Source organism: Piscibacillus salipiscarius (assembly GCF_042685285.1).
Classification (GTDB): Bacteria; Bacillota; Bacilli; order Bacillales; family Alkalibacillaceae; genus Piscibacillus; species Piscibacillus salipiscarius.
In genome coordinates this window covers 20,344-36,934 of record NZ_JBHUMZ010000021.1, presented here as the reverse complement: position 1 = coordinate 36,934, position 16,591 = coordinate 20,344, and the positions used below count along the sequence as shown (strand labels likewise).

The following is a 16,591-nucleotide window of genomic DNA, read 5'->3' as shown; positions in this document are numbered from 1 at the left end:
TACATGCGCAAGACGAATCGTTATAGAGTAACGGAAAGTAATTCACTTTGGCAAATCTATAAAACGGTTCCGTTTTTTAAGGTTTGTAAAAACTTTATCGTCATTCAGCTAGGCCGTTATTCGCCGTCGCTTAAGCTGAAAAACTGGCTCTATCGAACGTTCTTGCGCATGAAAATTGGTGAATCGACAGCGCTTGCTTTAATGGTGATGCCTGATGTCATGTTTCCTGAAAAAATCTCGATTGGCCGCAATTCAATCGTTGGTTATAATACGACGATATTAGCTCATGAGTATTTAATAGAAGAATACCGCTTAGGTGATGTCGTAATTGGTGATGAAGCAATGATTGGGGCTAATTCTACTATTTTACCAGGTGTCACGATTGGTGATGGGGCTATTGTGTCAGCTGGCACTTTAGTTCATGAAGACGTGCCTGCAGGGTGTTTTGTTGGCGGAAATCCAATGAAACTCATTTATACGAAAGAAGAGATGGACAAGCGGCAATTACAACAGAAATAATTTAATGACGGATGACGTATACTTCCTAGAAGAAGGGCTTTTGGAGTATACGTTTTTTCATATTTATAAAAGGGAAAAATATAACTAATAGCTCAAGGGAGGAATCGGGATGGAGCAGTATATTTTATCGCTTGATCAAGGAACCACAAGTTCAAGGGCGATTTTATTTAACAAAGATGGAGAAATGATGAAAGTTGCTCAGCAGGAATTTAAACAATATTTTCCGAAGCCAGGTTGGGTGGAACATGATGCGAACGAGATCTGGACATCGACTCAGTTTTGTATGTCAGAGGTTTTAAGAAAGGCAGACCTTGAACCTGGTCAAATTGCCGGAATAGGGATTACCAATCAGCGCGAAACAACCGTCGTTTGGGATCGTCACACAGGACGCCCGATACATAAAGCGGTTGTCTGGCAATCAAGACAAACGGAAGATATTTGTGAATCACTTAAAAAAGAAGGTCACGAAGCTCTTTTTAGAGAGAAAACAGGATTGTTATTAGATCCGTATTTTTCTGGTACAAAGGTGAAATGGATATTAGATCATGTTGAGGGTGCAAGAGAGAAAGCAGAAAATGGCGACCTTCTGTTTGGCACGATTGATACATGGTTAATTTATAAATTAACAGGCGGAAAGGTTCACGTCACTGATTATTCAAACGCCTCGCGTACACTTATGTATAACATTCATGAGCTTAAATGGGATGATGAACTGTTAGACATTTTGGGTGTCCCAAAAAGCATGCTGCCTGAGGTACGTCCATCATCTGAAGTGTATGGACAAACAGCGGAATATCAGTTTCAGGGTTATGAGGTGCCGATTGCGGGAGCTTGTGGCGACCAGCAGTCAGCTTTATTTGGGCAAGCATGTTTTGAAAAAGGTATGGCTAAAAATACTTATGGCACTGGCTGCTTCATGCTGATGAACACGGGTAAAGAAGCGGTTAAGTCAGAGCATGGCTTACTGACAACATTAGCATGGGGAGTCGATGGTGAGATACACTACGCGCTAGAAGGAAGTATTTTTGTTGCGGGCTCTGCTATTCAGTGGCTACGTGATGGCCTTCGGATGTTTAAATCGGCAAAAGATAGCGAAATGTATGCGAAGCGTGTTGAATCCACTGACGGTGTTTATGTGGTGCCAGCTTTTGTTGGTTTAGGTACGCCTTATTGGGATAGCCATGCTCGAGGATCTGTGTTTGGACTTACTCGTGGAACGGAAAAAGAACACTTCATTCGTGCCACATTAGAATCTCTTGCTTATCAAACAAAAGATGTCGTCAATGCGATGATTGAAGATGCGGGACTGAAACTGAAAACATTACGCGTTGACGGAGGGGCTGTACAAAACGATTTTCTTATGCAATTTCAAAGTGACATTTTAAATGCTAATGTCGAACGCCCAGTTGTAAATGAAACGACGGCACTAGGCGCAGCTTATTTGGCAGGACTTGCGGTTGGCTTTTGGGAAAATAAAGATGAGATTGCCAACCAGTGGAAGACAGACCGAGTATTTGAACCTAAGATGAGCGAAGAAGATCGGCAGGAGAAATATGATGGCTGGAAGCGAGCGGTGAAAGCGACACAGGCATTTACATCGTAGAAAGGGTGTTTAAAATTGACTTCAATGTCGAATAAATTTCGTCAAAACAACAAAGAAGCGTTGCAAAAAGAATATGATCTAATCGTGATTGGAGGCGGGATCACGGGTGCAGGGATTGCACTTGATGCGATTACCCGCGGGCTGTCAGTTATCGTGTTAGAAATGCAGGATTACGCTGCTGGTACGTCTAGCCGGTCGACGAAGCTTGTACACGGTGGTCTGCGCTATTTAAAAAACTTTGAAGTGAAAATGGTCGCAGAAGTCGGGAAAGAACGTGAGATTGTCTATGAGAATGGCCCGCACGTGACAACGCCAGAGTGGATGATGCTCCCGTTTTATGAAAAAGGAACGTTTGGACCATTTACGACGAATGTTGGTCTTCGTGTCTATGACTTTTTAGCAGGCGTGAAAAAAGATGAGCGCCGCCAGATGTTATCTACCGAAGAGACGATAGATCGCGAACCTTTATTAAAACGAGAGGGCCTTAAAGGTAGTGGTTACTACGTTGAATATAAAACGGGCGATGCACGTTTGACATTAGAAGTTTTAAAAAAAGCGGTTGAAAAAGGTGCGAAAGCTTTTAATTACATGAAAGTAGAGCAGCTTTTATACAATGATGGTCAAGTGATTGGCGTTAAGGCGCACGATTTAACTGATGGCGAAGTGCATCATGTATACGGTAAGAAAGTCGTTAACGCGACGGGGCCATGGGTTGACCAAATCAGATCCATGGATCATGTTGAAAAGGATAAATATTTATTTCATACAAAAGGCGTTCATTTAGTATTTGACCATACCAAATTTCCACTACAGCAAGCGGTTTATTTTGATACACCTGATGGCCGGATGGTTTTTGCGATTCCGCGCGATGGAAAAACCTACGTGGGAACTACGGACACACCTTTTGAAGGTGACCTGACCAATCCAACTGTGAATAAGGATGACCGAATCTACCTGTTAGAAACCATTCACGAGATGTTCCCGAATTTAAAATTACTTGAGGAAGATATTGAATCAACCTGGTCAGGTGTTCGGCCGCTTATTCATGAGGAAGGCAAGAACCCTTCTGAAATTTCGCGTAAGGATGAAATATTCATCTCAGACTCTGGATTAATGTCAATTGCAGGAGGGAAACTAACAGGCTATCGCAAAATGGCGGAAGAGATCGTTGACTTAGTGGTGAACCAACTAGAAGTAGATGCTCCAAAATCACAAACGAAGCATCTTCCAATTAGCGGCGGTGATGTGAACGGGTCTAAAGGTTTTGAATCGTATGCCCTACTTTCCATTTATGAAGGGCAGAAATTAGGACTAAATGAAGCGGATGCTAAAATGCTCGTCCACCGTTACGGTTCGAATGTTCAGAAGGTGTTTTACTATTACGAACAGGCACCTAGTGATTTAAAGCTAACTAAAGAGGTTTACGCTGAGCTCATGTACTCGCTTGAATATGAGCAAGTGTATAAACCGGTCGACTTTTTCGTACGTCGTACAGGAGCTCTGTTTTTTAATATTGGATGGGTTGAGGCACATCAAAAAGAAGTGATTAATTTCATGAAGACTTATTTTGGTTGGTCAGATCAAAAAGTTAAAGAGTATTCAAGTGAACTGGTGACCGCACTCCAACAAGCTAAAAAAGCTGTCCCACAGGCATAAGCCTGTGGGTTTTTTCTTCCCTGATAAGTTTGGGACTGTAATTATAGTTAGTAGTTGAAATACAACGAAGACTTTAGTGGGAATAGCGAGGCTAACGAGACCGCACAGAACGGAATGAAAATGAAGTTCGAGGAGGCTCGTAGACAGCCCGCGGAAAGCGAAGTGTATTTCAACTGCGATTTTATTCATCATATTACAGAAAATTCCGCAAAATACGTCAAACTTCTACAATTATGCTATACTTGTTATGCAAACTTTGTTCGGGAGGCCTTTATGCAAATTACAGATTCGAAAGTCTTACCTTATCGTCATGAAGGTGATTTTTATTTTTCATATGGGGTTAAAGCGTTTCAGCAAAAACGATTCGATAAGGCTGAGAAGTGGTTCAAGAAGGCGTTAGAGCTTAAGCCAAAGCATCCACTTTATTTATCTCAGTTGTCGGTGCTATATACTGAGATTGGTCAGTACCATCAAGCGAATGATTTACTTCAAGAATTGGTGAATCATCATGGACAAGCTTATCCGGACTGTTTTTATTTGTTAGCTAATAATTACGCGCATTTAGGTCTGTTCTATGAAGCGAAAAAGTATGGAAATCAGTACTTAGAGCTCGAGGAAGACGGTGACTTCAAAGATGAGGTCGTTCGTTTATTAGGGATGCTTGATCAGCTTTCGGCTGAGGAGTATGAGGAAGATGATTTTGATATCGATTCGATGGACGAGATTATGATTCACCAGGAGACAGCTTTTTATCACCTAGAGCATGAAGAGTGGGATGAAGCGATTGAAATCTTAGAAGAAATGATGACGGTTTATCCTGAGTATTTTTCGGCTAAACATGAATATGCTTATGCTCTTTTTAGAAAAGGTGATCAGGAAGAAGCAATCACCCTAGAAGAAGCGTGGTTCAATCAAGATCCTTCAAATCTTCATAGCCGGCTTAATCTTGTTTATTTTTATTATGAATATGGAAAAATTAGCGAATTTAATGAATTGTTACCAACATTATTTAACGTATATCCAGCGTATGAACCGCAGAAATTAAAAGTAGCTATGACGTTTGCTCGTGTTAATGAGAATGAAGAATCACTAAGACGTTTTCAGCAAGTGAGCAGGCATCACGTTTCAAATTATTTAAGCTATTATTATTGGTATGCGAAAGTTTTAGATGCTAATGGCATGTGCGAGAAAAGTGAACAGATTTGGAAAGAGGGAATTAATAAACATCCGTCTTTGCAGTCTTTTAGCTAAATACGGTTAAGGGTATAAGCAAAACGTTTGTCGAAGGCTAACAGTTTTAATATGATATAGAAAGAAGTAGAAAAGGAGTTGAGGTCATGACGGAAGAACGAATTTATGATGTCATCATTGCAGGCGCAGGTCCTGCTGGATTAACGGCTGCCGTTTACACATCACGTGCCGACTTAGATACATTAATGTTAGAGCGCGGTGTTCCAGGCGGACAGATGGTCAACACTGAAGATGTCGAGAACTATCCTGGCTATGATCATATTCTTGGCCCGGATTTATCAAATAAAATGTTTGAGCATGCGCAAAAATTTGGTGCTGAATATGCCTTTGGTGATATTAAAGAAATTAAGGACGGAAAAGAATATAAAACCGTGATTGCTGGAAATAAAGAATATAAAGCTCGTGCGGTTATTTTAGCAACTGGTGCCGAATACAAAAAATTAGGTGTTCCAGGTGAGGAAGAATACAGTGGCCGAGGCGTTTCTTATTGTGCGGTATGTGACGGTGCATTCTTCCGAGGTAAAGACTTATTCGTTGTTGGTGGAGGCGACTCTGCAGTAGAAGAAGGTGTTTATTTAACTCGCTTTGCAAGTAAAGTGACGATTATACACCGCCGCGATGAACTTCGCGCTCAGAAAATCCTACAGCAACGTGCGTTTGACAACGATAAAATTGATTTTAAATGGAACACTGAACTTAAAGAAATTAAAGAAAAAGACGGAAAAGTCGGAAGTGCAGTTCTTTATAACAACGAATCAGACGAGACGTATGAGGAAGATATTGAAGGTGTCTTCATTTATATTGGTATGATTCCTTTAAATCAAGCCTTCACCGACCTTGGAATTACAACTGAAGAAGGCTATGTAAAAACGAATGAAAATATGGAAACAGAAGTTCCTGGCATTTTTGCAGCTGGAGATATTCGTGATAAAGAGCTTCGCCAAATTGTAACAGCAACAGGCGATGGCAGTATCGCAGCTCAGTCTGCACAGCATTATATTGAGAACTTATTAGAAGAATTAAAGGTTGAACAGTAATCGTAATAGCTTTTTAATTCATGTGTAACACGGATGAAACAATGATACGTTACAATAGGGTTAATTAATTGACCCCCTTTATTAACTATAGATTAGTTAGCGCACAGGTTGGAATTGGCCTGTGTGTTTTTTTTGTGCAAAAAATATACAAGCCATTGGATTCCGTTCTCTGTTTTTACAAGCCTTAAAGATGTATAATAAACTTAGAGATCTTAAGGGAGTGAACGTGATGCAACGTGTTACCAATGCTGTGTATATTCATGATAGTAAGATCCTAATGTTAAAAAAGCCAAGACGTAACTGGTATGTAGCTCCTGGAGGCAAGATGGAGCTAGGTGAAAGTATCACACGTGCGGTTAAACGTGAATATAAAGAGGAGACGGGTCTAAGTCTTTTAAATCCACGGTTATCAAGCGTATTTACATTTGTGATGGATGAGAAAGAGGAATGGATGATGTTCACTTATGTATCTCATCAAGCCGATGGTAATGTGCTAGATCATACACCAGAGGGTGTGCTTGAGTGGATTTCAGTTAACGACGTGCTTAGATTACCAATGGCAGAAGGTGACCGGACAATTATTAAGCATGCCATTAATCATCCTGAATATGTTTTAACAGGTACGTTTTATTATACAGACGATTTTAATTTACAAAAACAAATTATAGATGACCAAAAAGATTTACTAGTGTAAAAAGCGAGAGGGGTGGCGTCATGCAAGAGCAAAGTAAAGTAGAGCTTGTCATTATAACAGGCATGTCTGGGGCAGGAAAAACGGTCGCAATTCAAAGCTTTGAAGATATGGGGTATTTCTGTGTCGATAATTTGCCTCCGACATTACTGCCTAAGTTTTTAGAACTGATGAAAGAGCATCCAGAGGAAAACAAAAAGCTTGCTGTCGTTATGGATTTGCGTGGTCGTGAATTTTTTGATAGTTTGTATGAAACGTTAGATCAACTAGCGACTGAGACGTGGATTCAAGAGCATGTGTTATTTTTAGATGCTTTAAATGAACAGCTCGTTAAACGTTATAAAGAGTCAAGACGATCGCATCCATTAGCGCCAGATGGTCTTCCGCTTTCAGGAATTGAACAGGAGAGGCAAATTTTAGATGAGCTCAAAGGCAGGGCGCAGAAGATCATTGATACAACGGGACTATCAGCTCGCGAGCTTCGTGAAAAAATTTTAAAGAACTATTCAGAGAAAAAACAACAAATCTTCTCGGTTCAAGTTGTTTCCTTTGGGTTTAAGCATGGCGTACCGATTGATGCTGATATCATGTTTGATGTTCGCTTTTTACCAAACCCGCATTATGTCGAATCCATGAGAGACCTCACTGGGTTAAATCAAGAGGTTAATGCGTATGTATTTAAATGGAAAGAGACAAGGCAATTTGTTAGAAAACTTCAAGATTTACTCGAGTTTATGCTACCTCATTATCACAGGGAAGGTAAAAGTCAGCTTGTTATTGCCATTGGTTGTACTGGAGGTCAACACCGCTCAGTAGCAATCGCTGAGAAACTTGGAGAGATTATTAATCATCAGTATACAGCGCATGTCTATCACCGAGATATAGATAAAAAGGGGAAGAAAAAGTAATATGACGAATGTAAATGGACCTAAGGTGGTCGTCATCGGTGGAGGAACCGGACTACCTGTATTATTAAGGGGATTAAGAAAGTATCCTATCAATTTATCCGCGATTGTAACGGTGTTTGATGATGGCGGAAGCACGGGTAGGTTGCGTGAAGATTTATCGATTCCTGCTCCAGGGGATATTCGTAAAGTGATCGCCTCGATGTCAGATGTGGAACCTACGTTGTTAGAGTTATTTCAACACCGTTTTGAAAATGGAAATGGTATTTCTGGTCATTCTTTGGGGAACCTAATTTTAGCAGGTATGACATCAATTACTGGTGATTTCTATAAAGGAATTAAAGAGATTTCCAGGGTGTTTAATGTTAAAGGCCGTATTTACCCAATCGCGAATGAGAATATGTACTTGAAGGCTGAATTTGAAGATGGTACAGTCATTCGCGGAGAGTCTAATATTCCTAAGGCTGGAAAGCGGATTAAGCGTGTGTTTTATGACCCACCCAAAATTGAACCTTTACCAGAAGCTGTCCAGGCAATTCAGCGTGCTGAGATGATTGTGGTTGCACCCGGAAGTCTTTATACGAGTATTATTCCTAATTTAATTGCACCTGAAATCAAACAGGCACTTCTAAAAGCAAAAGCCAAGAAATATTATATATGTAACATCATGACGCAGTTTGGTGAGACAGAGGGCTACACGGCTTCTCATCATATTAAGGCACTTCACGATCATGTTGGTGAGTCTTTTATTGATGAAGTAGTGGTTCACGGTGAAAGCATTTCGCCTGTTATAAAAGAAGGGTATGCTAAAGAAAAGGCAGAACCTGTCATCTGTGACGAAAAACCACTTAACGAGCTTGGCGTACAGGTGCTAAAAGGAGATATTGCAAGTCTCCATGAAGATGGCACGTTAAAACATGATGAGCAAAAGATCGCAAAACTTCTTTATAACTTGTTATAATAGAGAGTAAGCTAAGAACAGTTGAAGTTAGAAATGAGGGGAATACCATGTCATTCGCATCAGATACCAAAAAAGAATTAACCAACATCGAGAGCGATGACTGTTGTAAATGGGCAGAATTAGCTGCGTTAATACGGATGAACGGATCCTTATCCTTCTCAAACAGGCAGTATATTTTAGATGTCCAAACTGAAAATGCTGCGATCGCAAGACGAATTTACTCGCTTATTAAACATATGTACGACGTTCCAATTGAGCTATTGGTACGTAAAAAAATGCGTCTTAAAAAGAACAACATTTACATTGTAAGAATGTATGAAGAAGTTAAAAACTTGCTTACTAACCTTGAAATATTAGAGGGCACATTTTCAATTAATCGTGAAGTATCTAATTCGTTTATTCAAAAGGAATGTTGTAAAAAAGCTTATTTAAGAGGAGCATTTTTAGCGGGTGGTTCGGTTAATAACCCTGAAACGTCATCTTACCACTTAGAAATTTATTCGTTTTATGAAGAGCATAATGATACGCTTTGTAGACTATTAAATTATTTTGATTTGAATGCGAAGACGCACGAGCGTAAAAAAGGCTTTATTTGTTATATTAAAGAGGCTGAGAAGATTACCGAGTTTTTAATATTAATCGGTGCGCATCAAGCGTTATTGAAATTTGAAGATGTTCGGATAATGCGCGATATGCGTAATTCAGTAAACCGCTTAGTGAACTGCGAAACAGCCAACCTTAATAAAACGATTGGTGCGGCATTCAGGCAAGTCGAGAACATCCGTTATATTGAAAAAACAGTTGGGCTAGAAGCATTACCTGAAAAACTCCGTGAAGTCGCTGAACTTAGGGTTGCTCATCAAGACGTGACGCTAAAAGAACTTGGCGAATTATCTAAACATGGTAAAATTAGTAAATCAGGGATCAATCACCGTCTTAGAAAGATTGATGAGTATGCAGAAAAACTCCGTAAAGGGGAATTATTAGAAAACTAAGGTAAGTTGACTTTTTATTTCTAATTTTTCATGCTATAATATATGAAATTTCATTGAAGCGCTTTTATACAGATTATATATAGAGAGGAGTAGCTGAATTTGGTTGAAAAGGAATTATCAGTTCAGTTAGAGACTGGCTTACAAGCAAGGCCGGCTGCTAAATTTGTTCAAGAGGCAAACCGTTTTTCATCAGATGTATTTTTAGAGAAGGACGGTAAGCGAGTTAATGCGAAAAGTATTATGGGTGTTATGAGTCTTGCGATTGGATCAAACGAGGTCGTTAAGATTCAAGCAGAAGGCCCTGATGAAGAAGAAGCGATGGAATCATTAATTAATTTTATTGAAACTGAAGAGTAAGACAAGGCGCTTGGATTAATTCCAAGCGTTTTTTTATGTGCGGAATTAAATGAATATTAAATAATCTACTACTTCATAGTATCAATGATAGTTGACATACACGTAGACTCCAGCAGGAAGAGCGAGGCTAGCGAGACCCCGCAGATCAAAACAAAGTGGAGATCGAGGAGGTTCTCAGACCGCCCGCGGAAAGCGAAGTGTATGTCAACTGATATGATCTAAAATCAAATGAGCAGAGAAATTTGTCGTAATTTTTGTTTATTCTGAGTATTGTAAAAATTAGACTTCTCACATATACTCAAGATAGATGTTATTTTGAAACACGATTTCAATTATTGAAATGATGGGGGGATTGATTATTTGAACATTCGCTCGGAACGTGTTCAATCGTTACCACCTTATATTTTTTCACGGATTAATAAACGCAAAAAAGAACTCCAACAAGAAGGAATGGACATGATCGATTTAGGAATCGGTGCGCCTGACTTTCCAACTCCAGAGTTTATCATTGACGAATTGATCAAAGAAGCTAAAAATCCTAGTAATCATCGTTATTCACCTTATGGTGGATGTCAGGAATTTCGTGAGGCAGTCGCCGAGTTTTATCAGAAACGATACGGCGTCACGCTTGACCCTGACAAAGAAGTTTTAACACTCATTGGATCCAAAGAAGGAATCGCCAATCTCATCTCAGCAGTTCTCAACCCTTCCGATACTGTTATGGTTCCAGATCCAGGTTATCCAGTATATGAATCGGCCATCCATTTAGCTGGTGGCAAGTCACTATATCTACCCTTAGATGCTTCAAACTATTTTCAGCCTAATTTTGAACTAATCCCAGATGAACATTATCAATCCATAAAACTAATGTTATTAAACTATCCGAACAACCCGACAGCGGGGACGTGTGAATTAAATACATTTAAGAAAGCGGTTTCACTTGCGAAACAACATGATTTTGTGATTGCTCAAGATGCGGCCTATGACTTGATGACGTTCGAAGATTACCGGGCACCAAGTTTACTTCAAGTTAATGGTGCAAAAGATGTCGGTGTTGAATTTGGCTCATTATCAAAGAGCTTTAATATGACAGGCTGGCGTATTGGCTATGTCGTTGGAAATCAAGATTTGATTGATGCTCTAGCAACTGTTAAAAGCAATACAGACACGAGTCAATTTTTACCGATTCAAAAGGCCGGAGCTAAAGCTCTTAGAAGTGATTTACAGGCCGTTCACGAAAATAATGCGATCTATGAAGAGCGATTGAATCATGTCATTAGTGCTTTAGATGATATGGGAATCAAAGTCCAAAAGCCAAGAGGTACTTTTTATGTTTGGGCTGAAGTGCCTGAAGGTTTTACATCGATGGGTTTTTCAGAAGAATTAATGGAAAAGACAGGTGTGATCGTAACGCCTGGCAATGTATTTGGAACAAGTGGAGAGGGGTATTTTAGAATCTCCCTTTCTCATCCCAAAGACCGATTATTAGAGGCAGTCAGACGAATGAACGAATTATTGATGGAAGTATGAAATATACATCGATAATAGTGGTCAATAATTGAGGTCCTACCTCAATTAATATTAATAAAAATGGAGGGAATCAAGTATGTCTAACGCACTCGTTACAGAAAAAAAGTTGTCTAATTTTATTAACGGAGAATGGGTTGAGTCGAAGCAAGAACAGTTTACGCCAGTTATCAACCCAGCTAATGGTGAAAAATTAATCGATGTTCCGTTATCGAGTAAGGAGGATGTAGATCAGGCTGTAAAGGCGGCGAAGAAAGCTCAAAAGGAGTGGGCCCTCGTTCCGGCACCTCAGCGTGCAGAGGTTTTATATAAAGTCGGATATATGATGAAGGAGCGTAAAGAGCATCTTTCTCAGCTCTTAACGATGGAAAATGGAAAAGTCATTGAAGAAGCGCGCGGGGAAGTGCAGGAAGGTATCGATATGGCGTTTTACATGGCAGGGGAAGGCAGACGTTTGTTTGGACATACAACACCTGCAGAACTAAAAGATAAATTTGCAATGAGTCAAAGGGCCCCTGTTGGAGTCGTCGGAATCATTACACCGTGGAACTTCCCGATTGCGATTGCTACGTGGAAGTCATTCCCAGCTATTGTGGCAGGTAATGCGGTCATTTGGAAGCCGGCAACAGAAACTCCTATGATGGCTTATGAAATGGCGAAAATTTTTGAAGAAGCAGGACTACCTAAAGGCGTTGTGAACGTCGTGTTTGGTGCAGGTTCAGAAGTGGGCGATGCGATGGTGGAACACTCAGACATCCGCGTCATTTCGTTTACTGGATCTAATGATACTGGCCGAATGATTGCAGGTAAGTGTGGTCAGCTTCTTAAAAAAGTATCGCTTGAAATGGGTGGTAAGAACGCAGTCATCGTTATGGATGATGCTGACTTAGACTTAGCGGTTCAAGGAATTATTTGGAGTGCGTATGGTACGAGTGGCCAGCGCTGTACAGCTTGTAGCAGGGTCATCGTGCATGAAAGTGTGAAAGATCAGCTTGAAGAGCGATTACTAGTTGAGATGCAGAAGTTAACCATTGGTGATGGTCTTGATGAACAAAATAAAGTCGGGCCCATTATTAATGAAGCGGGCTTAAGAAAAATCGAAAAATATATTCAAATTGGTAAAGAAGAAGGAGCGAACATGGTAACAGGTGGCATGGTGCTTAATGATGGTGAGTTAAGTAAAGGTTATTATTTTGCACCAACGCTATTTACGGATGTAAAAGCAGATATGCGCATTGCTAAGGAAGAAATCTTCGGCCCAGTACTATCGATTATACCTGTTAAGGATTTAGACGAAGCGATTGAAGTCAATAACGATGTGGCGTATGGCTTATCAAGTTCGATTTTTACTCAGGACATCAACAAGGTATTTAAAGCGCAGCGCGATTTAGACACTGGAATTGTCTACGTCAATGCTGGTACGACTGGAGCTGAGATCCATTTACCATTCGGTGGAACAAAAGGTACGGGTAATGGTCATCGCGACTCTGGCCAAGCTGCACTTGATGTCTTTACAGAATGGAAAGCTGTATACGTTGACTTTAGTGGAAAATTACAACGCGCGCAAATAGACGTGGAATAAACATTAAGCCAAAGGGGGAGTTTGTACGTGAAGGTAGCTGTATTAGGTTCTGGATTAATGGGAAAAGAAGCGGCAAGGGATTTAGTGAATAGTGATGGAGTATTTGAAGTCGGGTTAGCGGATATTGATTTGGCAAGAGCCAATCAAGTATGTGATACATTAAACTCAGATAAGCTAGAAGCATTTCAAGTTGATGCGAGTAATCCTGATGAGCTTGGCAATTTCATGAAACAATACGACGTTACGATTAATGCGTTATTTTATAGTTTTAATGAAATCGTTGCTAAGACAGGAATTGAAGTAGGGACTCACGTGGTTGATTTAGGGGGTCACATCGGCCATATTACAGATAAAGTTTTAGATTTAAATGAAGAAGCTCAAGCAAAAAATGTGACGGTGATACCAGATTTAGGTGTTGCACCGGGAATGATTAATATTTTATCTGGCTACGGTTCTAGTAAGCTCGGTCAGTTGGAGTCAATTCGCCTTTTCGTTGGCGGTATTCCAGTGCAGCCTGAACCACCGCTAGAGTACAATCATGTTTTTTCAATGGAAGGGCTTATGGATCATTACACGGACCCAGCGCTCATCATTCGAAATGGAGAAAAGACAGAAGTTCCGGCATTATCTGAAGTTGAAACGCTTCACATTGAGAGGTTCGGACCACTTGAAGCATTTCATACGTCAGGCGGGACTTCGACGTTGCCTCACTCATTCCCGAACGTTAAAACGCTTGAGTATAAGACGATTCGTTACCGGGGTCATGCAGAGAAGTTTAAATTACTCGTTGATTTAGGCTTAACTCGTCAAGACTTTGAAGTTGATGTTCATGGGCAAAAGGTGAAGCCGAGGGATGTCTTTTTAAAAGTCATTGAACCAATTGTTGAATTAAAGGATCGTGATGATGCGGTACTATTAAGAGTTGTTGTCGGTGGAACGGAACATGGCGTGCCAGTTGAGTACAAATATGAAATGACGACATTTAAAGATCGGGTTAAAAATGTCACAGCCATGGCTCAAGCAACAGCTAACACGATTTCTGTTGTCGCACAAATGATCGGAAACGGTACGATTACGAAGCGAGGCGTCTATCCACCAGAACGCATCGTCCCAGGTCGTGCTTATATTGATGAAATGGGAGCTAGAGGAGTTACGATTAAAGAGAGCCGAAGTGAAACACCGTTAATGACGAAAGCGTAATGGCAATGGGGGTGAGGCAATATAGTCTCATCCTCATCTATACATATCATGATTGAGGGGATTGACCATGAATCAAAGCGTCGTAAAAGCTTTAAAGATTATCGATTTGTTTAACGAGACGACTTCTGAACTATCCTTAAAAGAGATATCGGTTAGGACAGGTCTGCCTAAACCGACTGCCTACCGCATGCTTCAATCACTGGAATCCATGGGCTATGTGATGCGGACGGAAGCTTATGACCAGCGTTATCAGCTTGGGCTGAAGTTTTTAGAGCTTGGTCATTTAGTGTCACATCAATTGGATTTACGGCAAATTGCCAAACCGCTCATGAAACGTTTAGCAGAAGAAATTAACGAAGCGGTTCATTTAGTTGTTGTTCACGGTAATCACGCGACGTACATTGAAAAGGTCGATAGCAATAGAGCACTACGCCTTTATACGAAAGTAGGTAAAAGTTCCCCGCTTTATATCGGTTCAGGCCCCAAGCTGCTTCTTGCTTTTATGAGTAAAGATGAACAACTTACTCGGCTAAATGAGCTGAACAATCATCATAAAAAATCCCTAATTGAGGAGCTGGCCTCCATTAGGCTGCAAGGCTATGCCCAAAGTGAGGGTGAACAAGATGTTGATACAACGGGTTTGTCCTATCCACTCTATGACCATAAAAGAGAAGTGGTAGCTGCCTTGACGGTAAGCGGCCTTTCAAGTCATTTTGAAGGTGAAAATCTTGAGTGGATTAAGTTACAAATGAAGCAAGCCTCAGAAGAAATTTCGCGGTGTTTAGGCTACTCGCCAAGTGTGGTGCAAAGATGATGCTATATACAAAGTTCCTCCATTTTTTAGCTGTGTCAAAATGCTTCGCTTTCCGCAGACACGGCTTTAACTTCACCAAACTCACTCCTGTTCGTTTGGCGTGATTTTCAGCTCGTGTTGTTTCTGCTGGAGTCTCAGCATTTTGACTGCTTAGGATCAACTTATAATTGATCTTAAAATCAATCAGCTACATTTTGTCTCACCCATGTATCAATTTTATTTTATAAATTACAGTAAATTCCCCCCCAAAAAACAGAACTCCATAATGGGAGTCCTGTTAGTCATCTATTTAACCTCTTCTAATTCAAACGGCCAGGCCGGAAGCATTTTGTTTAATGGTTTATCCTCACGCTCACCTAACACATAATTAGCCTGCATGACCGTATGAATCTCGCGTGTGCCCTCATAAATAACAGGTGCCTTCGAGTTACGTAAATAACGTTCAACTGGATACTCATCAGAAAAGCCGTAAGCTCCATGAATTTGTACAGCATCATCAGCTGCTTGATTCGCAAAATCACAGGCTTGCCATTTAGCCAGCGATACTTCGCGTGTATTTCGCTTGCCTTGATTTTTAAGCTCACCAACTCGGTAAACAAGCAGACGGCTCATTTGAAGGCCTGCTTCCATTTTAGCAAGCATTTGCTGAACTAACTGATGTTGTCCAATTTCTTTTCCAAACGTTTTTCGTTCATGACAATACTTCACGCTAGCTTCTAAACAAGCCTCAATTAAACCACACGCTCCAGCTGCCACTGTAAAACGGCCATTATCAAGAGCAGACATCGCAATTTTAAAGCCTTCACCTTCTTCTCCAAGTAGGTTTTCTTCCGGAACATATAAGTGATCGAAGAAAATTTCACCCGTATTACCGGCACGTATTCCGTGTTTGCCTTTAATGGCTTTAGAGGAAAAGCCTGGCATCGTACGTTCAACGATAAATGCTGAGATTCCTTTATGCTTTTTACTTTTATCTGTATATGCAAACACTAAAAAGTGGTCGGCCTGATCGCATAGGGAAATCCATGTCTTTTGTCCGTTTAAAACATAGTAGCTGCCTTCTTTAACAGCGGTTGTTTGCATGGATGCGACATCCGAGCCTGCTCCTGGTTCGGTTAAGCCATAAGCTCCTATTTTTTCACCTTTCGCTTGAGGCGTTAAATACTTTTGCTTCTGCTCTTCAGTTCCCCATTGCAAAAGCGTTAAGCTATTCAGCCCTGTATGTACCGAAACAGCTGTTCTAAAGGTCGTGTCCCCACGTTCTAACTCTTCACAGACAATTGCAAGAGAATTGTAGTCCATTCCGCTTCCACCATATTCTTCTGGGATGCACACTCCCATAAGGCCCAGTTCCGAAAGTCTAGTCCAAATGGCTGGATCAAAAGCACCTTCCCGGTCCCATTTTTGAATAAAAGGATTAATCTCTTTGTCAACAAATTGTTTCGTCGTTTGGCGTAACATGATTTGTTCATCGGTAAAATCAAAATTCATCC

The 16,591-nt window shown here is 40.6% G+C and carries 15 protein-coding genes; 14 read left to right on the top strand and 1 reads right to left on the bottom strand.

Going from position 1 to position 16,591, the window contains the following annotated elements; genetic code table 11:
* Positions 1-3 precede the first annotated feature (3 nt).
* The 14 genes from ACFSW4_RS08865 (at position 4) to ACFSW4_RS08800 (ending at position 15,098) form a co-directional block, all read left to right on the top strand.
* Positions 4-519: an acyltransferase gene (locus tag ACFSW4_RS08865; protein ID WP_054751685.1), complete on the top strand. Its 516-nt coding sequence runs from the start codon at positions 4-6 to the stop codon at positions 517-519.
* Positions 520-628: 109 nt separating this feature from the next.
* The gene (gene glpK, locus ACFSW4_RS08860; protein WP_054751683.1) at positions 629-2,122 is read left to right on the top strand and encodes a glycerol kinase GlpK; all 1,494 of its coding nucleotides are present in this window, start codon (positions 629-631) and stop codon (positions 2,120-2,122) included.
* 24 nt (positions 2,123-2,146) lie between these two features.
* Complete coding sequence (locus tag ACFSW4_RS08855) at positions 2,147-3,778, top strand: glycerol-3-phosphate dehydrogenase/oxidase (RefSeq protein WP_377329008.1); 1,632 nt, start codon at positions 2,147-2,149, stop codon at positions 3,776-3,778.
* Between the two features lie 273 nt (positions 3,779-4,051).
* A complete protein-coding gene (locus ACFSW4_RS08850; RefSeq protein WP_377328748.1) occupies positions 4,052-5,029 on the top strand; it encodes a tetratricopeptide repeat protein in 978 nt (325 codons plus the stop codon).
* An 86-nt stretch (positions 5,030-5,115) separates the two neighbouring features.
* A complete protein-coding gene (gene trxB, locus ACFSW4_RS08845) occupies positions 5,116-6,066 on the top strand; it encodes a thioredoxin-disulfide reductase (protein WP_377328746.1) in 951 nt (316 codons plus the stop codon).
* A 229-nt stretch (positions 6,067-6,295) separates the two neighbouring features.
* Positions 6,296-6,760: an NUDIX hydrolase gene (locus tag ACFSW4_RS08840; protein WP_054751677.1), complete on the top strand. Its 465-nt coding sequence runs from the start codon at positions 6,296-6,298 to the stop codon at positions 6,758-6,760.
* A 20-nt stretch (positions 6,761-6,780) separates the two neighbouring features.
* Positions 6,781-7,665, top strand: a complete 885-nt coding sequence (gene rapZ, locus ACFSW4_RS08835; protein WP_377328744.1) for an RNase adapter RapZ — start codon at positions 6,781-6,783, stop codon at positions 7,663-7,665.
* Between the two features lies 1 nt (position 7,666).
* The gene (locus ACFSW4_RS08830; protein ID WP_054751675.1) at positions 7,667-8,623 is read left to right on the top strand and encodes a gluconeogenesis factor YvcK family protein; all 957 of its coding nucleotides are present in this window, start codon (positions 7,667-7,669) and stop codon (positions 8,621-8,623) included.
* 47 nt (positions 8,624-8,670) lie between these two features.
* Positions 8,671-9,618 (top strand): DNA-binding protein WhiA, encoded by a 948-nt coding sequence (gene whiA, locus ACFSW4_RS08825; RefSeq protein ID WP_377328742.1) that lies wholly within the window; start codon positions 8,671-8,673, stop codon positions 9,616-9,618.
* Between the two features lie 99 nt (positions 9,619-9,717).
* Positions 9,718-9,975 carry an HPr family phosphocarrier protein gene (locus tag ACFSW4_RS08820; protein ID WP_054751673.1) on the top strand — a complete coding sequence of 86 codons (258 nt, stop codon included), beginning with the start codon at positions 9,718-9,720 and terminating at the stop codon, positions 9,973-9,975.
* Positions 9,976-10,335: 360 nt separating this feature from the next.
* A complete protein-coding gene (locus ACFSW4_RS08815) occupies positions 10,336-11,505 on the top strand; it encodes an LL-diaminopimelate aminotransferase (protein ID WP_377328740.1) in 1,170 nt (389 codons plus the stop codon).
* 76 nt (positions 11,506-11,581) lie between these two features.
* A complete protein-coding gene (locus tag ACFSW4_RS08810) occupies positions 11,582-13,084 on the top strand; it encodes an aldehyde dehydrogenase family protein (RefSeq protein ID WP_054751671.1) in 1,503 nt (500 codons plus the stop codon).
* A 27-nt stretch (positions 13,085-13,111) separates the two neighbouring features.
* Positions 13,112-14,284, top strand: coding sequence for a saccharopine dehydrogenase family protein (locus tag ACFSW4_RS08805; protein ID WP_054751669.1), 1,173 nt, complete (start codon positions 13,112-13,114; stop codon positions 14,282-14,284).
* Between the two features lie 67 nt (positions 14,285-14,351).
* Entirely contained in the window at positions 14,352-15,098 is a 747-nt protein-coding gene (locus tag ACFSW4_RS08800; RefSeq protein ID WP_377328738.1) for an IclR family transcriptional regulator, read from the top strand.
* A gap of 285 nt (positions 15,099-15,383) precedes the next feature.
* Here the strand turns inward: ACFSW4_RS08800 and ACFSW4_RS08795 are convergent, their stop codons facing one another.
* Complete coding sequence (locus tag ACFSW4_RS08795; protein WP_377328736.1) at positions 15,384-16,589, bottom strand: acyl-CoA dehydrogenase family protein; 1,206 nt, start codon at positions 16,587-16,589, stop codon at positions 15,384-15,386.
* Between the last annotated feature and the right edge of the window lie 2 nt (positions 16,590-16,591).